Source organism: Amycolatopsis sp. TRM77291, assembly GCF_054166285.1.
This window is the reverse complement of the sequence record NZ_JBSZHF010000001.1, coordinates 4,463,218-4,479,688: the sequence shown is the minus strand read 5'-3', so window position 1 is coordinate 4,479,688 and position 16,471 is coordinate 4,463,218. Positions and strand designations below refer to the sequence as shown.

The following is a 16,471-nucleotide window of genomic DNA, read 5'->3' as shown; positions in this document are numbered from 1 at the left end:
CGTAGTGTGGGGCTTCAGGGGTTCCACGGTTCGGAGGTGGATGTGCGGGGGATTGTCGCGGCCGCGGCCGTGCTGGCGGCGTTCATCGGCGGGACTGCTCCCGCCATGGCGCAGGAGGTCCCGGCGCCGCAGCCGGTGTGCAAGAACAGCGAATCCCGGCTCGGTGAACTGTCCGGACTGGTCTCCGACGGTGATCACCTGTACGCCCTCAACGACGGCGGCACCAAGACGCAGATCTTCGTCCTCGGTCGCGACTGCAAGGTCCAGAAGGTCATCTCGGCCGCGACGGACCCTTACGATCCCGAAGACCTGGCCCGCACCGCCGACGGCACCTTCTGGCTTTCCGACACCGGCGACAACCGCAAGAAGCGGGACACGGTCGCGCTGATCTCGCTGACCCCCCAGGGCAAGGCCACGCTGCACCGGCTCACCTATCCCGACGGGCAGCACGACGTCGAAGCGCTGATCATGGACCGCTCCGGCACGCCGTACCTGATCACCAAGGACGTCTTCGGCGACGCGAAGGTGTACCGGCCGACGGGACCGCTCGCCAGCCCCGGCCCGACCCCGCTGGAGAGCGTGGGGTCGTTGCAGATCAAGGAGACCTCGACGCCGGGCGGACCCGTCGGGTCGATCGGATCGATGACGGTGACCGGCGCGGCTTCGATGGCCGACGGCTCGGTGGTCGCGTTGCGTACCTACACCGACGCCTACCTCTACGCCGTCACCGACGGAGACCTGAAGAGCGCGCTGCAGCGCGAACCCGTGCGCGTGCCCTTGCCGAACGAGAAGCAGGGCGAGGCGATCGCCTTCGATCCGGACGGGACGCTGCTGTCCGGCGGGGAGGGCGTCGGGGAGCAGATCCGTGCGGTGAAGGGCGCGGCCGCGCTCGCCGTGGACGCGGCGAAATCCGAGGGCAGCACGTCGGGCGGGACCTCCGCGGCCGGTGGCTCTGGCCAGGGGTCCGGCTTCCCGTACGTGCAGGCCGGGATCGCCGCGGTCGTCGTGATCGGCGGCCTTCTGCTGGTCGGCAGGCTGCGCAAGCGGCGCGCCTGACCGAGTGGGGCTGCCGAAGCTGCCGAGTCTGACCCGGGTCGGATGACCCGGGATCCCGGCGTGCTCCGGCTCTGGACTACAGCCTGCGAAGAACGGCGACGACCTTGCCGAGGATCGTGGCGTCGTCACCCGGGATGGGGTCGTACGCCTCGTTGTGCGGCATCAGCCAGATGTGGCCGTCCTTGCGCTTGAACGTCTTGACCGTCGCCTCGCCGTCGATCATCGCCGCCACGATCTCGCCCGGATCAGCCGTGGGCTGCTGGCGCACGACGACCCAGTCGCCATCGGTGATGGCGGCGTCGACCATCGAGTCACCGGTGACGCTCAGCAGGAAGAGCTCACCCTCGCCGACGATCTCCCGCGGCAGCGGGAAGACGTCTTCGATCGCCTGCTCCGCCAGCACCGGCCCACCGGCGGCGATCCGGCCGACGAGCGGCACGTACGCGGCCTTCGCGGCGGACTGGGGCTGCTCGACGTCGATGCCCATCGGGTTGTCGTCCGTCGTGGCGAGCACTCCCACCGCACGCGGGCGGTTGGGGTCGCGTCGCAGATAACCCTTGCGCTGCAGGGCCTGCAACTGGTGCGACACCGACGAAGTGGAGGTCAGCCCGACCGCCTCGCCGATCTCACGCACACTCGGCGGGTAGCCGAACCGGCTCACCCACAGTTTGATCACGTCGAGCACCTGCTGCTGCCGCACGGTCAGGGTCTCGTCCACCTCGTAGACCTCGGGCAAGGCGCGCACCTTGCCCGAGCGCCTAGGCGCGTTCCCCGCCTTGCTCTCCTTAGCCACCGTATCGCTCCTTCATCTCTGCGTCGCCTCCCAGTACGTCCGGTCGCCCGGACCGACTTCGCGTGTCTTCGCCGGTGGCGGACGATCTTCACGCCCACGGCACCGGCGGCGTCCGCGCAGCAGACGCCCTGGTCAACGACGTTAGCCCGCCGGGACGACGATTTCAAACATCTGTTCGATGGACACGCCGTGTCGCTCGATTTTTGTCGGTGGGAGGTGGTACACATTCGCACGGGCGTTCGATAGAACGCCTGTTCGATCTTGATCGCCGGGTCCCGGCCCGGCGCGAGCGCAGCAGGAGTTGCGAGGAGGTTCCGATGTCGATTCTGGCCGATCGAGGACTGGTGCGGCCCAGTTCCCCCAGGTCCGTTCCGGCAGGGGTGACCCGGTCCGTGCGGGTGATGCGGGGCGGGCGTGCCGAGCCCTTGCGCCCGCCGACCAGGGCGCGGGTCGTGGCGGGCCGCCGTCCCGGTGTCGCCACCGCCTCCCCGGCGTGCCCGGCGCCGCGACGGCTCCCGCTCAGGTGGCCGTCGCTCGCCACGATGGCCCTGCTCGTCGCCGGAGTCGTCACCGGATTGGGTCTGTTCTTGGCCGGGGTTCCCGGCGCCGCGGTGCCCGAACGGACCACGACGGTGTCCGTTTCCGCGGGGGACACCCTGACGGAGCTGGCGGCGCGTTTCGCGCCAGGAAGTGACACCGGCGCGGTCGTCGCCAAGATCAAGGAGCTCAACTCCCTGGAAGACGCCGTTCTCGTCCCCGGATTGCCGCTCACGGTGCCGGTCGCGGCCGAGGTGGCGGAAGGCGGGAGGTGATCCTCGTGCCGTTCTCACCCCTCGTGGGTGAGCTCCTCATTCGTGTCTGACGGACCCGGCCGTCGCGCTTGCGCGCGCCCGGACCTCACCCTAGTCTCCACCGCTATATGTAGTAGTTACATGGCTGTAGTTGGTCCATAGCTTGGGGTAGACTCGGTACCAGTTGTCCACAGCTGGCCGGTGTTCACCCACCGGATGTCCACAGATCGATCCACATGTCGATCTTTCGCCGTTGCGTGGCGGCGGGAACGGGCGTCCATTCGGGACCGGCCGGCGCGGAGGGGAAGGTGATCGGCGGATGAGGTGCCCGTTCTGCCGGCATGCGGACTCTCGGGTCGTCGACTCCCGAGAGGTGGATGAGGGTCAGGCGATCCGGCGGAGGCGCTCGTGCGCCGCTTGCGGCCGGCGCTTCACCACTTCGGAGACGATGGTGCTCGCCGTCGTCAAACGATCCGGGGTCACCGAGCAGTTCAGCCGGGACAAGGTGGTCCGGGGGGTGCGCCGCGCCTGTCAGGGCAGGCCGGTCGACGACGACGCGCTGCAGCAGCTCGCGCAGCGGGTCGAGGAGTCGATCCGGTCGGCGGGGCTGGCGGAGATCCCGAGTCACGAGGTCGGCCTGGCGATCCTGGGCCCCCTGCGCGAACTCGACGGCGTCGCCTATCTCCGGTTCGCCAGTGTCTACCGCTCCTTCTCCTCGGTCGAGGACTTCGAGAAGGAGATCTCGGACCTTCGTGAGGCCATGGCTGCCACACCGGACGAGAGCGATCAAGACGCGAAAGACGGCTGATGCCGCCTCCCGCGTGGGAGTGAGGGAAAGACCCATGACCGAGACCGTGGGAACAGGCAACCCGGCCACAACGCGGACGAGCGGGAAGAAGAAGCAGGCCGGCGGGCTGACCGTGCGGCGTGTCTTCACCACCGAGGGCGTCCACCCGTACGACCAGGTCACCTGGGAGAACCGGGACGTCGTGATGACGAACTGGCGCGATGGGACGGTCAACTTCGAGCAGCGCGGTGTCGAGTTCCCCGGCTTCTGGTCGGTCAACGCGACGAACATCGTCACCAGCAAGTACTTCCGCGGCGCCGTCGGGACACCGCAGCGCGAGCAGAGCCTCAAGCAGCTGATCGACCGTGTCGTCCACTCCTACGTGAACGCCGGCCGCGAACACGGCTACTTCGCGAGCCCCGCCGACGCCGAGGTCTTCGAACACGAGCTGACCTGGATGCTGCTGCACCAGGTGTTCAGCTTCAACTCGCCGGTGTGGTTCAACGTCGGCACGTCGTCGAAGCAGCAGGTCTCGGCGTGCTTCATCCTTTCGGTCGACGACACCATGGAGTCGATCCTCAACTGGTACCGCGAAGAGGGCCTGATCTTCAAGGGCGGCTCCGGCGCCGGCCTGAACCTCTCCAGGATCCGTTCCTCGCGTGAGTTGCTGTCCTCCGGCGGCACCGCGTCCGGTCCGGTCTCGTTCATGCGTGGTGCCGACGCCTCCGCAGGGACCATCAAGTCCGGTGGCGCCACGCGGCGCGCGGCGAAGATGGTCGTGCTCGACGTCGACCACCCGGACGTCGAGGAGTTCGTGCAGACCAAGGCCCGCGAAGAGGAGAAGATCAAGGTCCTCCGCGACGCCGGGTTCGACATGGACCTCTCCGGCTCGGACATCGCCTCCGTCCAGTACCAGAACGCGAACAACTCGGTCCGCGTCTCCGACGAGTTCATGCAGGCCGTCGAGACCGAGGGCGATTTCGGCCTGCGGTCCCGGACGACAGGCGAGGTCATCGACCGGGTGGACGCCAAGAAGCTGTTCCGCACGATCGCGCAAGCCGCCTGGGAATGCGCCGACCCCGGCCTGCAGTACGACGACACGATCAACGATTGGCACACCTGCCCCGAATCGGGCCGGATCACCGCGTCCAACCCGTGCTCGGAGTACATGCACCTGGACAACTCCAGCTGCAACCTCGCCTCGCTGAACCTGCTCAAGTTCGCCACCGAGGACGGCGGTTTCGACGCGCCGCTGTTCGCGAAGGCCGTCGAGCTGGTCATCACCGCGATGGACATCTCGATCTGCTTCGCCGACTTCCCGACCGAGGCGATCGGCGACACCACCCGTAAGTTCCGCCAGCTGGGCATCGGCTACGCGAACCTCGGCGCCCTGCTGATGGCGCTCGGGCACGCGTACGACTCCGACGGCGGCCGCGCGCTCGCCGCCGCGATCACCTCGCTGATGACCGGCGTCTCGTACCGGCGTTCCGCCGAACTCGCCGCGGTCGTCGGGCCGTACGAGGGCTACGCGCGCAACGCCGAGGCGCACCAGCGGGTCATGCGCAAGCACGCCGCCGCCAACGAACTGGTGCGGACCTACCACTCCAACGACGCCGCGGTCCGCGCGCTCGCCACCCAGGAATGGAAGCGCGGCATCGAACTGGGCGAAACCAGCGGCTGGCGGAACGCGCAGGCGTCGGTGCTCGCTCCCACCGGCACCATCGGCTTCATGATGGACTGCGACACGACCGGTATCGAGCCGGACTTCTCTCTGGTCAAGTTCAAGAAGCTGGTCGGCGGCGGCTCGATGCAGATCGTCAACCAGACCGTCCCGCGCGCCCTGGCCGCGCTCGGCTACCAGGGCGAGCAGATCGAGGCGATCGTCGAGTACATCGCCCAGCACGGCCACGTCGTCGACGCTCCCGGCCTGCGCCAGGAGCACTACGAGGTGTTCGACTGCGCGGTGGGGGAGCGGTCCATCGCGCCGATGGGCCACGTCCGGATGATGGCCGCGGTGCAGCCGTTCCTGTCCGGCGCGATCTCCAAGACGGTCAACATGCCGGAGTCGGCGACCGTCGAAGAGGTCGAGGAGATCTACTTCCAGGGCTGGAAGTACGGCCTCAAGGCACTCGCGATCTACCGCGACAACTGCAAGGTCGGCCAGCCGCTGTCCACCGGAAAGAAGGAGAAGGCCGAGCCCGAGGCCGAGAAGGTCGTCGAGTACCGGCCGGTCCGCAAGCGCCTGCCGAAGAAGCGCCCGAGCCAGACGGTGTCGTTCACCGTCGGTGGTGCCGAGGGCTACCTGCACGCCGGTTCGTACCCGGACGACGGCCTCGGCGAGATCTTCGTGAAGCTCGGCAAGCAGGGATCGACCCTCTCGGGCGTGATGGACGCGTTCTCGATGTCGATCTCCGTCGGCCTGCAGCACGGGATCCCGCTGGAGTTCTACGTTTCGAAGTTCTCGAACCTGCGCTTCGAGCCCGCCGGCATGACCGACGACCCCGACATCCGCATCGCCACCAGCGTCATGGACTACCTGTTCCGCAGGCTGGCGCTGGACTACCTGCCCTACGAAAAGCGTTCGCAGCTCGGCATCTTCACCGCCGACGAGCGTTCGGCGCAGGTCGAGGCGAACTACGGCACGGCGCCCGCCGCCGAACCGGAGAACGTCGACCTCGACGCCCTTCGGTCCACTGTGGACTCTTCCGCCGCGGAGCCCGCCAAGGTGGCGCACTCGACGGCGGAACTGGTCGAACTGAACCTCGGCACCGCCTCCGACGCGCCGCTCTGCATGACATGCGGCACCAAGATGCGGCCCGCCGGATCGTGCTACGCATGTGAAGGGTGCGGCGCCACCTCCGGCTGCAGCTAGCGCACAGCGAATGTCATGAAAGGGTCGTTCAGGACGATACGTGTCCTGAACGGCCCTTTCCTGACACTGGAGGCGATCGCGTGACCATTCTCGACCCGTTCGGCACGCTCAGGCAGGCGCTCTGGATCTGCGGCGGCCAGTGGGCGGGAAAGTCCACCGTGTCCCGGCTGCTGGCGCGCCGCCACGGCATCACCGTCTACCACTACGACTTCCACGATGCCCGCGCTCACCAAGATCGCCGCATCGCTCACCGCGTCCGTAATGGACTGCCCGCCGCGGATCCCGACCCGGAGACCGTCTGGGTGGACACCACTCCCGAACGGATGGCCGCCGAAACGATCGCCGGTTTCCCGCTGCGGTTCGAATGGGCGCTGGACGATCTGCGCGCGCTGGCCTCCGGGCGCCCGATCCTCGCCGAAGGCTGGGGGCTGCGCCCGGAATTGGTCGCGCCTCTCCTAAATTCACCACGGCGGATGATCGTGCTGGTGCCCACCGGCGATTTCCGTGAGCACCAGCTCCGCGTGCTGCCCAGGGCCGGCTCGGTGGCGCACCGGCTCAGCGACCCCGAACGCGCGCAGCGCAACCGGATCGAGCGGGACCGGCTCGTCGCCGACGACGCCGTCCGTACCGCGAAGGATCTCGGCATCCGGGTGCTGGAGATCGACGGCTCACGAGACGCCGAGGCGATCGCGGACGTCGTAGCCGGGCACTTCGGTCCCTACCTGGCCTGAGCGAGATCGAGCACGAAGGTCGCCACCGCCAGCGCGAGGAATCCGCCGGGGAAGGCGATGTTGTAGAGGACGCGGGCGCGCACGTGAGTGATGACGGCGCCGAGGTAGAACAGCACGAGCCCGGCGGCCGCCGCGGTCCCGATGTACGGCACCCCGAGCAGGCCGAGCAGCAGCCCGGCCGCGCCCGCGGCCTTCAGTGAGGCCAGCGGCGGGATCCACGATTGCGGGACGTCGACCTCGGCGGAGTTCTTGAGGACGAACGGGACACGCGCGAAATCGGCGGCGGCGATCCCGGCGTTGATCGCGATCGTCGCGATGGCCACGATGAGGTATGCGGTGAACATGCTTCCTGGACGAGGCCCGGGCCTGGAATGTGACAGCGGTCAGGACAATCGGTTCAAGACGGTTTCGCAGGTGGCAGGCCTCCGACTTGACGAATGTGCGAAAATCGCACCACACTGGTCAGGTGGAATGGACTGATGTGGGCGAGCGCGTCCGGGAGAGCCGGTTGGCCGCGGGCATGTCGCAAGCCGGTTTGGCGAGCGCTGTCGGTTTGGAGCGCACGAAGATCGCCAAGATCGAGTCCGGGGGACGGCAGATCGACGCACTCGAGCTGGCGAAGCTGGCTGCCGCGCTGAAGGTGCCCATGGGGCACTTCCTTCGCGAGCAGCCGGCCGTGCTGTCGAGGCGGACCAGCCTTGTCGATGACACGGATAGTCCTCTCTCCAGGGATTCCTACCGGTTGGAAGCCAAGTTGATGGCTTGGCTGGATGATCTTCGTCAGGTCATCGCCCTCGGCCTCCTCAAGCCGGGCAAGGCGGCGGTGTACGACAGAACCGTCACAGATTCACAGGGGGCACGTGAGGCCGCGTTGTGGCTCAGGAACAGGCATGGTCTGGGGCTAGAGCCGATCCGGACACTGATGGCGGAATGTGAGCGAGCGGGGCAGTACGTCCTGGTGTCGGACCTCCCCGGCGACGGAGCGTCGCTGATGGACGGGGATTTCGGCGTTTCCGTGGTCAGCAGGCTGGCCGATCCGGGCAGACGGCGGACCACCGCCGCCCATGAGCTGGGGCACTTGGTGCTGGGGGACGAGTACTCGACCGATCTCGGCGTATCGACTTCTCGTGAAGACAGGGAACGCGTCATCGACGCGTTCGCGGCGGAGTTCCTGCTTCCGTGCGAAGTGCTGGAGCAAGTACCGAAGAGCGATCTGCGTGGTGAGCTGATCAAGCTGTCCGCGGTCTTCCGCACTTCGTGGTCGCTTACCGTGCGCCAGGCCGGCCACGTCGGTCTGCTCGACGGAGATCGAGTGACGCAGTGGTTCTCCGACGCGCCGACGAGGGCGGAGCTCCGGGATGCCGTCGGATGGGTTCCGCAGCCCGACCTTGAGGGGGTACGGGTTCCTCCCAGCTACGCCCACGCGGTAATGGAGGCGTTGCGGCAGCACTTCGTCACGCCTGCGAGAGCTGTCGAGCTCATGCACGGCGAGGTCAAGATCGAGGATCTGCCGGAGGTCGAAACCGGTAGCGGCTCGTGACCGCTTCTCGTCCGCTGGTTCTCGACGCGATGTGCTTGAACCACTTCGCGCGTGCCGATCGGCTGGACGTCCTTCGGGACTTGCTGATCTCCGATGAATGTCGTACTACCTATGTGGTCATCGAGGAACTGCGCCTTGGCTCGGCGGCTCATCCCGCCCTGCAGGATGCTTTGGCCCTCGAATGGATCAAGGTGCACCGGCTCGACACGATCCGCGAACTCGAATGTTTCGTGAAGTGGGCGGAAAGGATCGGCGCGGGCGAGCGGGATCGGGGAGAGGCAAGCGTTTTCGCGGTCGCGGAGCTGGAGGACTGTACGGCGATAACCGATGACCAGGCCGCGATCCGGGTGGCCAGGCGGTACGGCCCGGACGTTCACGGAACGATCTGGCTTCTGGCGCGGGCCTGCCAGGATGGGAAGTTGACCGAGGTCGCCGCTGGGAACCTCATCGACTCCGTTCGGGACACAGGCATGCGGCTACCTTGCACCGGCGCCGAGTTCGGCGAGTGGGCCCGTGGTCAGGGATTGTTGTGATGCCCGCGCCCGGAATGTGACAGCGGTCAGGAACGCCAGCGGTCGAGCACCGCGTCGATGGCGGGACGGATGCGGTCGCGGGCGGCCTGCCGTTCCACGCCCGCCATGAGGAGGTCGTCGTACTCGGTGTCCAGATGCCGGATCGACGCGACGACGGCGAGGAACACCGCTCGTTCGGCCAGTTCCCGTCCGGCGGCCGACCGGCCCACCCGGCCGCTGCCGCGCACGCCCGCGTGTTCGGCGATGGCGCGTGCCCGCTCCGGCGGGCAGCCCGGGAACATCTCCGTGATCGCGGCGTGGAACCGGGCGGTGAACTCGACGTCCTCGTGGGCGCGGCGTTCGCGGTCCCGGCCGCGGCGCCGTTCGCGGACGTCTTCGTCGGCGAGGCATTGTTCCTCGGCGCCGCGCAGCGCCGCTTCCTCGACGAGGAGTCCTTGCCGCTCACTGCGTTTCCGTGACCGGTTGAAGCGGACGACCACGGCGGAGAGCCTGCTCGCCTTCTTCGCCCGGCGGGTCAGGGCGGTGTCGCCGGCGGGCAGGAAGACCAGATGACCGAGGTCGGCGCAGTCGAGGCAGTGCGGCTTCTCGTTCTCCATGAACAGCAGATCGCCGGTGTCACCGCAGTCGGCGCACGTCCAGTCCTTCAAGGCCACGGAGACGACGAGGTCCGGCGCTTTCCGTTGCCGGGCAAGGACTTGCGCGCGCTTGGCTTCGGACAGTCCCGGCATGAGCCACTGCGTCCGGAACAGCGGTTCGAGACCGGCCAGTTCACCCGAAGTCACCCGGAGGACCGCCCGGTCGCGGGTCGCGCCGACATGCTCGATCTCCGAGCTTTCGAGGGCCTTTTCCCGCGTCCACCGGTGAAGCGTGCCGAGGGCGAAGTCCAGTTTCTCGGCGCTCACCGGCAAGGCGGTGGACAGGTCGGGGATCCGGCCCTGCTGCCAGCTTTCGAGGACTTTCTCCGGCAGCCAGCCGATGCCGCTCAGGACGTCGAGTGCGGTCACCGATTTCCGTTTGGACAGCAGCTTTTCCGCCGTCTCCACGACGCGCTGTTCCAGTTTCGCCTCACCTTGCATCGCCGGGAATCGTAGCGATCAGGCGGTCTCGGTCCGCGCGCGGTACGCCCGGATCTTGGCGCGGTTGCCGCAGCGCTCCATCGAGCACCAGCGGCGGTTGCCCGAGCGGGAGGTGTCGAAGAACAGCAGGTGGCAGTCGTCGGCGGAACATTCGCGGACACGGCCCGACCGCTCGCCCGCCACGAGGCCGATGGCGTCGCGGGCGACGGCGCCGAGGAGTTGTTTCCCGGTGACGGGCGGCGCCCAGGCGAGCTGCCGTGTCCTCGGGTCGACGAGCGGCCTCGGGGTCTCCGCGGTCCCGCCGTTCAGCAGGGCGAGGTCGTCCTCCGACGGCGTTTCGCCGCGGGCGAGGGCGGGTGCGACGCGGTAGAGGGCGCCCCGGAGTTCCTTGAGCGCCGCGAGTTCGGCGGGCCGGATCCGGACGTCGGTCAGGGGAGCGGTCAGCGCCAGCCGGGAGCCGGTGAACCACTCGGCGAGGTCGGACGGCGTATGCGCGATTTCGTAACGCTCGTACGGGCCGGGGCCGCCGGTCAGCATCAGTTCGAGGCTGAGGCTGCCCGGATCGAACCGGTACCGCTCACCCTGGGCGTTGACGAGCAGTCTTGTTCCCGGAGTCATGTAACCACTATAGTCGGTTTCAGAAACCAGGTAAGACGGTTACAGCGGAGGGCGTGATGATCGGCAAGACGAAGGACGCGGGCTGGGAGATCGGCGTGTCCAAGACGGTGGCGTATCCGCTGGAACAGGTGTGGGAGTACCTCTCGGGACCGGGCCTCGCGACCTGGCTGGGTGACGTGCGGCTGGAGCCGGAGAAGGGCTCGCCGTACGAGACGGCCGACGGCACCGTCGGCGAGGTCCGCGGCTACCGCGAGCAGGAGAAGATCCGTCTCACCTGGCGTCCGAAGGACTGGGATCACGAGAGCACGGTCCAGGTGGGGCTCCGTCCGGCCGGGCCGGGCAAGACGGTCGTGGTCTTCCAGCAGGAACGGCTCGCCGGCCCGGAAGAGCGCGCCGCGCAGCGTGAGCACTGGCAGGCCGTGATGAAGCTGGTCGTCGACGGTCTCGCCGGCTGATCAGGAGAGCGTTCGCCGGGCGAGCTCGGTCAGGGTGTCGATGATCCGTTCGGCGCTCAGGCCGAGTTCGCCCGTTTGGTGGAGAAAGACGTCCGCGGCGAGCGGTGCCAGCAGGATGTCGGCGAGCGCGTCCGGATCCCTGGCTTCCGCCTGCTCGGCGAGATGGCGGACGTGGGTGCGCCACAGCCGGTACGGCCCGCTGGTGAACCGCGAATGCCCGACCTCGGTGCCGAGGACGAGATGCGCGTGCCGGGCGAGCAGTCCGATCATCGCCGCGTAGAACGCGGCCAGCCGCTCGGCGGGCGGCGCGCCGGGTCCCAGCGGGGGAGGGCCGGTGAGCAGCCGCTCCTGTAATTCCCGCTCGTGCTCGTCCAGCAGGGCGACGGCGATCGCCGAGCGGTCCGGGTAGCGGCGGTACAGCGTCGCCCGGCCGACCCCGGCGGCTTTGGCGATGTCCTCCATGGTGACGTCCGCGGCCGGGCGCGCCGCGAAGAGCTCTTCGGCGGCCTTCAGGATCTTCGCTCGGTTGCGGGCGGCGTCGGAGCGTTCCCGTCCCTGGCCGGTCGCGAGGAGATCTTCTGGCATGTCCGCAGCCTAGGGAATATCCGGACGCGGCGTCCACTTGTACCCGGCGAAGCAAGTGGACGCCGTGTCCACTTCCTGGTCCGGGAGGCCCCGATGAACCACCTTCTCCACCTCGACTCCAGTGCCCGCAGCGCGTCGTTCTCCCGCGAGCTGAGTGCTCGTTTCGCTGAGGTCTGGCGTGCCGCGAACCCGGGCGCCGGCTACACCTACCGCGACGTGGCCGCCGATCCGGTGCCGCCGATCGGCCAGGCCTGGACCGAGATCTGCGACGCCCTCCTCCAGGCCGGGATCACCGACCCGGCCGGCTACGCCTCGGTGGTGAAGACGCCGGAGCAGCGCGAGGCCTGGGCGGACATCGAGCCGCTGCTGGCCGAACTGCTCGCCGCCGACGTCGTGCTGATCGGCGCGCCGATGTACAACTTCTCGATCCCCGCGACGCTCAAGCTGTGGATCGACCAGGTCACGTTCCCGAAGATGTCCTTGGCGGGCAAGGCTTTCGTGGTCGCGGGAGCGCGCGGCGGTACCTACCTGCCCGGCACGCCGCGCGAGCCGTTCGACCACCACGAGCGCTACCTGCGCGACTTCTTCGCCGGGCACTACGACGTCCGGGACGTCACGTTCCTGAACTCCGAACTGACGAACGCCCTGGTCGACCCGGGGCTGAGCCCGCGGGATCCCGAGCGGATCGCGTCGCGGGAGCAGGCGCTCCTCGGCGCCGAAAAGGCCGGAAGGGAAGTCTGATGGGCTGGGGAATCCTGCTGCTGGCGGGAGCCGTCGAGGTCGCCTGGTCGCAGAGCATCAAGCCGACGGAGAACTTCACCCGGTTCTGGCCGACCGTGCTGTGCTTCGTGCTCGGCGTCGCCGCGGTCTACCTGCTTTCGAAGGCGATGGACTCGCTCCCGGTCGGTACCGCGTACGCCGTCTTCACCGGTATCGGCGCGGTGGGCGCGATCGTGTTCGGCATCGTGATCCACAAGGATCCGCTCAGCTTCGGCCGGTTCGCCGCGATGGCGCTGATCGTCGGCGGGGTCGTGCTGGCGAAGGTCGCGGAGTGACCTCGGGAAGGGGACTTTCCCGCCGGAAAGTCCCCTTCCCGGTGGGTCAGGCGAGCTTCTCCCACAGGAATTCGAGCATCAGCGCCCATTTGTGCGCCAGCTGCTCGTTGTCGGCCGCCGCGCCGTGGCCGCCCTCGATATTCTCGTGGTACCGCACGTCGTGTCCCTGCTCCAGCATCCGCGCGACCATCTTGCGGGCGTGCGCGGGATGCACCCGGTCGTCCCTGGTGGAGGTGACGAACAGGACCGGCGGGTATTCGCCGTCACCGCGGACGTTCTGGTACGGCGAGTACTTCCCGATGAAGTCCCATTCCGCCGGGTCGTCGGGGTCGCCGTATTCGGCCATCCACGACGCGCCCGCGAGGAGCTTGTGATACCGCTTCATGTCCAGCAGCGGCACCTGGCTCACGATCGCGCCGAACAGATGCGGATAGCGCGTCAGCATGACCCCCATCAGCAGTCCGCCGTTGCTGCCGCCCTGGATGCCGAGGCGCGCGGGCTCGCTGATGCCGCGCTCGACGAGGTCGGCCGCGACAGCGGAGAAGTCCTCGTAGACCTTGTACCGCTTGGCTTTCGTCACCGAGGTGTGCCAGTCCGGCCCGTACTCGCCGCCGCCGCGGATGTTCGCGACGACGTAGGTGCCACCGCGCGAGAGCCAGCCGCGGCCGATGATGCCGCTGTAGCCGGGAGTCAGCGAGACCTCGAAGCCGCCGTAGCCGGTCAGCAGCGTCGGCCCGCCTTCGGAGCCGGAGGGGCGGACGACGAAGTACGGGATCTTCGTGCCGTCTTCGGACGTCGCGAAGTACTGCGAGACCGTCATTCCTTCGCTGTCGAAGAAAGCGGGAGCGCGCTTGAGGACCTCGACCTCGCCCCCGACGTGCCCGTAGCTCAGCGTCGACGGCTGGGTGTAGCCGCTGGAGTCGAGCAGGTACTCGTCGCTGACGTCGGGGTCGGTGCCGATGATCTGCGCGGTGCCCAGTTCCGGGGCACCGGCGAGCGGCCGCGAGGCCCAGCCCTCGGACGGCGTGAGCACACGCAGTTCGGTCCGGACGTCGGACAGGGTCGAGAGCAGCAGGTGGTTGTGCGTCCACACCCAGTACTCCAGGGACGTGTGCGCGTCCGGCGTGAACAGGGTCGTGAAAGTGCGCTCGCCCGCCATGAACGCGTCGAACCCGGAGGCGAGGAGAGCGCCGGAGGGGTACGTCGTACCTTCGACGGTCCAGTCCGAGCGAAGCCGGATCAGCAGCCACTCGCGATGGGAGGACGTCTGCGCGTCTTCGGGGACCTCGATGCGGTCGAGCCCGGCGGCCGTCCGGACATACCTTTCCGTGCGGTAGAAGTCGATCGACCGGTAGACGAAGTCACGCTCCCAGCCTTCGGTCGGGTCGTGGTGGGCGGACACCGAGACGTCGTCCGCCTTGCCCTCGAAGACCACCGTCGCCTCTTCGAGCGGGGTGCCGCGACGCCATTCCTTCGCCAGCCTCGGATAGCCCGAATCGGTCAGCGTCCCCGGGCCGAAATCGGTGCCGACGTAGACGCGGTCGCGGTCGATCCAGCCGATCCTGGTCTTGGCCTCGGGCACGAAGAAGCCGTCTTCGACGAACCGGCGCTCGCCGAGATCGAACTCACGGACGACGGTCGCGTCGGCGCCGCCCCGCGACAGTTCGACCAGCGCGCGGTCGTAACCCGGACGGAGGACGGCCGCGCCCTGCCACACCCAGTTCTCGCCCTCGGCCTCGGCCAAGGCGTCGACATCGAGGAGGAGTTCCCACTCCGGCGTGTCGAGCCGGTACTGCTCCAGGGTGGTGCGGCGCCACAGGCCGCGGGGGTTGGCCGAGTCCTGCCAGAAGTTGTACAGGTATTCGCCGCGGCGCCGGATGTACGGGATGCGGTCGTCGGCGTCGAGGACCTCGCGGACCTCGTCACGGATCCCGGTGAACCGCTCGCCACCCGCCAGCTCCGCCAGCGCCTCCGCGTTGCGGGCTCGCACCCAGTCCAGCGCCTTCTCGCCGGTCACGTCTTCCAGCCACAGGTACGGGTCCTCGTCGCTCATACCCACAGTCTCGCCGGGCGCCGTATCCCGGCGCCACCAGGTGTGGCATTCCGTATGCTGTGGACTCGCACGTTTGGGGGACACCATGACCGGCACCGACGAGGTACCCAGACCGTTCACGCCTTCGCCACCTCGTCCGGAACGCCCGCGTAACACGGGGAGCGCCGTGGTCGGTCTGCTCATCGTCGCCGCGCTGACCGTCACCGGGATGGCGATGGCGGGCGGACCGCGGACGGTCGACGGTCGAGCTCTCCCCGTGCCCGGCGCGTACGCCTCGGAAGTGGCCAAGGCACCGGCCGGGAAGGCGAAGCCCGCGCCCAAGGAGGTGCGGGAACTCGAGACCAACCCGCTGCTGGCCGAAGGGGTCGCGCTCGGCGCGGTCACCTGCCGGTTGCCCGCGCTCAGCCGCGAGCCCGCGAAACTGGAGACGTACTACAAGACGTTGGTGTCGTGTCTGGCCGAAGCCTGGAAACCCGCCTTGGACCAGGCCAACGAGCCGGCGCTGCCGGTGACCGTGCAGGTGACGCTGCCCGAGACCAGCGCCTGCGGGAAGGCACCGGGCGAGAACGAGGCCGTCGCCTACTACTGCGGCGGCGACACCACGATCTACGCGCCCACTCAGTGGATGCTGGGCGATGCGGGCCTCGAACGGTCCCGTCACCTCGCGACGATGGCCCACGAGTACGGGCATCACGTCCAGCGGTCCAGCGGGATCCTGTCGGCCGCCGCGGAGAAGATGTCGTCGCCGAACGAGGACAGCCCTGCCGACAAGGAACTGGTGCGCCGCATCGAACTGCAGGCGAACTGCTTCGGCGCGCTCGCCCTCGCCGCCGCCGCGGGACGCGGGTCGATCAGCAGGGCACTGGCCGACGCCGCCCTCGACGACTACGGCCGCGCCGACGACAGCGACACCCACGGCAGCCGTCGTAACCAGTTGAAATGGGCGAAGGCCGGGTACTCCGCGAAAACGACGTCAGCGTGCAACACGTGGGCGTCCCCGGCCTCGGACGTCAAATGACCGACGAGGTGATGGCCGAGATCAACACCGGTCTCCAGCTGCACATCTCCGGTGACCGCACCGGAGCGCGCGAGAAGTTCGCGGCGCTGTGGGAACGGATCGGCGAGGACGGCGACCCGCTGCACCGGTGCGCGCTCGCGCACTACATGGCCGACGTCTGCGACGACCCGGCCGACGAACTCGCCTGGGATCTGCGCGCCCTCGCGGCGGCCGATTCGCTCACCGACGAACGCGCCAAGGAGTACCACGCGACGCTGGCCGTGCGCGGCTTCTACCCGTCGCTGCACCTGAACCTCGCCGAGGATTACCGCAAACTCGGTGATCACGAGTCCGCGAAGGCCCAGTGGGAGCTCGGGCGGAGCACCCTCGGCGCGCTCGGCGACGACCCGTACGGCACCGGGATCATCCAGGCGTACGGCGCGCTCGCGACCAGGCTCGGTCTCGAACCGGACTCTCCGGACTTTCGCGCAGGGCGGTGAAGCCATAACCTGGAGTGACTCAGGTCACC

General features: G+C 68.5%; 18 protein-coding genes. 12 read left to right on the top strand and 6 right to left on the bottom strand.

What is annotated here, in order from left to right:
• Positions 1 to 42: 42 nt before the first annotated feature.
• Entirely contained in the window at positions 43 to 1,056 is a 1,014-nt protein-coding gene (locus ACXIZN_RS20605) for a hypothetical protein (protein WP_457956300.1), read from the top strand.
• 76 nt (positions 1,057 to 1,132) lie between these two features.
• Here ACXIZN_RS20605 and lexA read toward each other — a convergent pair whose 3' ends face one another.
• Positions 1,133 to 1,849: a transcriptional repressor LexA gene (gene lexA / locus ACXIZN_RS20600; protein WP_457956298.1), complete on the bottom strand. Its 717-nt coding sequence runs from the start codon at positions 1,847 to 1,849 to the stop codon at positions 1,133 to 1,135.
• A 317-nt stretch (positions 1,850 to 2,166) separates the two neighbouring features.
• On the opposite strand from lexA, the gene ACXIZN_RS20595 reads away from it, so the two are divergent.
• The 4 genes from ACXIZN_RS20595 to ACXIZN_RS20580 all read left to right on the top strand — a co-directional run bounded on the left by ACXIZN_RS20595 (position 2,167) and on the right by ACXIZN_RS20580 (position 7,030).
• Positions 2,167 to 2,661 carry a LysM peptidoglycan-binding domain-containing protein gene (locus ACXIZN_RS20595; protein WP_457956297.1) on the top strand — a complete coding sequence of 165 codons (495 nt, stop codon included), beginning with the start codon at positions 2,167 to 2,169 and terminating at the stop codon, positions 2,659 to 2,661.
• Positions 2,662 to 2,959: 298 nt separating this feature from the next.
• Positions 2,960 to 3,448, top strand: a complete 489-nt coding sequence (gene nrdR, locus ACXIZN_RS20590) for a transcriptional regulator NrdR (RefSeq protein WP_034311932.1) — start codon at positions 2,960 to 2,962, stop codon at positions 3,446 to 3,448.
• A 34-nt stretch (positions 3,449 to 3,482) separates the two neighbouring features.
• Positions 3,483 to 6,299, top strand: coding sequence for a vitamin B12-dependent ribonucleotide reductase (locus ACXIZN_RS20585; protein ID WP_457956295.1), 2,817 nt, complete (start codon positions 3,483 to 3,485; stop codon positions 6,297 to 6,299).
• A gap of 80 nt (positions 6,300 to 6,379) precedes the next feature.
• The gene (locus tag ACXIZN_RS20580) at positions 6,380 to 7,030 is read left to right on the top strand and encodes a hypothetical protein (RefSeq protein ID WP_457956294.1); all 651 of its coding nucleotides are present in this window, start codon (positions 6,380 to 6,382) and stop codon (positions 7,028 to 7,030) included.
• On the opposite strand, the gene ACXIZN_RS20575 is transcribed toward ACXIZN_RS20580, so the two are convergent.
• Entirely contained in the window at positions 7,018 to 7,374 is a 357-nt protein-coding gene (locus tag ACXIZN_RS20575; RefSeq protein WP_457956292.1) for a DoxX family protein, read from the bottom strand. The genes ACXIZN_RS20580 and ACXIZN_RS20575 overlap by 13 nt on opposite strands.
• Before the next feature lie 122 nt (positions 7,375 to 7,496).
• Here ACXIZN_RS20575 and ACXIZN_RS20570 point away from each other — a divergent pair, with 122 nt between their 5' ends.
• Both ACXIZN_RS20570 and ACXIZN_RS20565 read left to right on the top strand, forming a co-directional pair.
• The gene (locus ACXIZN_RS20570; protein ID WP_457956291.1) at positions 7,497 to 8,570 is read left to right on the top strand and encodes an ImmA/IrrE family metallo-endopeptidase; all 1,074 of its coding nucleotides are present in this window, start codon (positions 7,497 to 7,499) and stop codon (positions 8,568 to 8,570) included.
• Positions 8,567 to 9,103 carry a hypothetical protein gene (locus tag ACXIZN_RS20565; RefSeq protein WP_457956289.1) on the top strand — a complete coding sequence of 179 codons (537 nt, stop codon included), beginning with the start codon at positions 8,567 to 8,569 and terminating at the stop codon, positions 9,101 to 9,103. The genes ACXIZN_RS20570 and ACXIZN_RS20565 overlap by 4 nt, the downstream gene beginning before the upstream one ends.
• Before the next feature lie 26 nt (positions 9,104 to 9,129).
• Here the strand turns inward: ACXIZN_RS20565 and ACXIZN_RS20560 are convergent, their stop codons facing one another.
• Positions 9,130 to 10,179, bottom strand: coding sequence for a DUF2293 domain-containing protein (locus tag ACXIZN_RS20560; RefSeq protein ID WP_457956287.1), 1,050 nt, complete (start codon positions 10,177 to 10,179; stop codon positions 9,130 to 9,132).
• An 18-nt stretch (positions 10,180 to 10,197) separates the two neighbouring features.
• Complete coding sequence (locus tag ACXIZN_RS20555) at positions 10,198 to 10,797, bottom strand: CGNR zinc finger domain-containing protein (RefSeq protein ID WP_126734909.1); 600 nt, start codon at positions 10,795 to 10,797, stop codon at positions 10,198 to 10,200.
• Between the two features lie 56 nt (positions 10,798 to 10,853).
• Between ACXIZN_RS20555 and ACXIZN_RS20550 the strand changes: the two genes are divergently transcribed.
• The gene (locus ACXIZN_RS20550; protein WP_457956286.1) at positions 10,854 to 11,252 is read left to right on the top strand and encodes an SRPBCC family protein; all 399 of its coding nucleotides are present in this window, start codon (positions 10,854 to 10,856) and stop codon (positions 11,250 to 11,252) included.
• Here ACXIZN_RS20550 and ACXIZN_RS20545 read toward each other — a convergent pair whose 3' ends face one another.
• Positions 11,253 to 11,837, bottom strand: a complete 585-nt coding sequence (locus ACXIZN_RS20545) for a TetR/AcrR family transcriptional regulator (protein WP_457956285.1) — start codon at positions 11,835 to 11,837, stop codon at positions 11,253 to 11,255. It lies immediately after the preceding gene.
• Between the two features lie 93 nt (positions 11,838 to 11,930).
• Here ACXIZN_RS20545 and ACXIZN_RS20540 point away from each other — a divergent pair, with 93 nt between their 5' ends.
• Positions 11,931 to 12,578 (top strand): FMN-dependent NADH-azoreductase, encoded by a 648-nt coding sequence (locus ACXIZN_RS20540; RefSeq protein ID WP_457956284.1) that lies wholly within the window; start codon positions 11,931 to 11,933, stop codon positions 12,576 to 12,578.
• Positions 12,578 to 12,892 (top strand): DMT family transporter, encoded by a 315-nt coding sequence (locus ACXIZN_RS20535; RefSeq protein ID WP_126734905.1) that lies wholly within the window; start codon positions 12,578 to 12,580, stop codon positions 12,890 to 12,892. The genes ACXIZN_RS20540 and ACXIZN_RS20535 overlap by 1 nt, the downstream gene beginning before the upstream one ends.
• Before the next feature lie 46 nt (positions 12,893 to 12,938).
• Here the strand turns inward: ACXIZN_RS20535 and ACXIZN_RS20530 are convergent, their stop codons facing one another.
• Positions 12,939 to 14,945 (bottom strand): prolyl oligopeptidase family serine peptidase, encoded by a 2,007-nt coding sequence (locus ACXIZN_RS20530; RefSeq protein ID WP_457956282.1) that lies wholly within the window; start codon positions 14,943 to 14,945, stop codon positions 12,939 to 12,941.
• Positions 14,946 to 15,030: 85 nt separating this feature from the next.
• Here ACXIZN_RS20530 and ACXIZN_RS20525 point away from each other — a divergent pair, with 85 nt between their 5' ends.
• The gene (locus ACXIZN_RS20525) at positions 15,031 to 15,963 is read left to right on the top strand and encodes a neutral zinc metallopeptidase (RefSeq protein WP_457956281.1); all 933 of its coding nucleotides are present in this window, start codon (positions 15,031 to 15,033) and stop codon (positions 15,961 to 15,963) included.
• On the top strand, positions 15,960 to 16,442 hold the full coding sequence (locus ACXIZN_RS20520) for a hypothetical protein (RefSeq protein ID WP_457956279.1): 483 nt from the start codon (positions 15,960 to 15,962) through the stop codon (positions 16,440 to 16,442). The genes ACXIZN_RS20525 and ACXIZN_RS20520 overlap by 4 nt, the downstream gene beginning before the upstream one ends.
• Positions 16,443 to 16,471 lie beyond the last annotated feature (29 nt).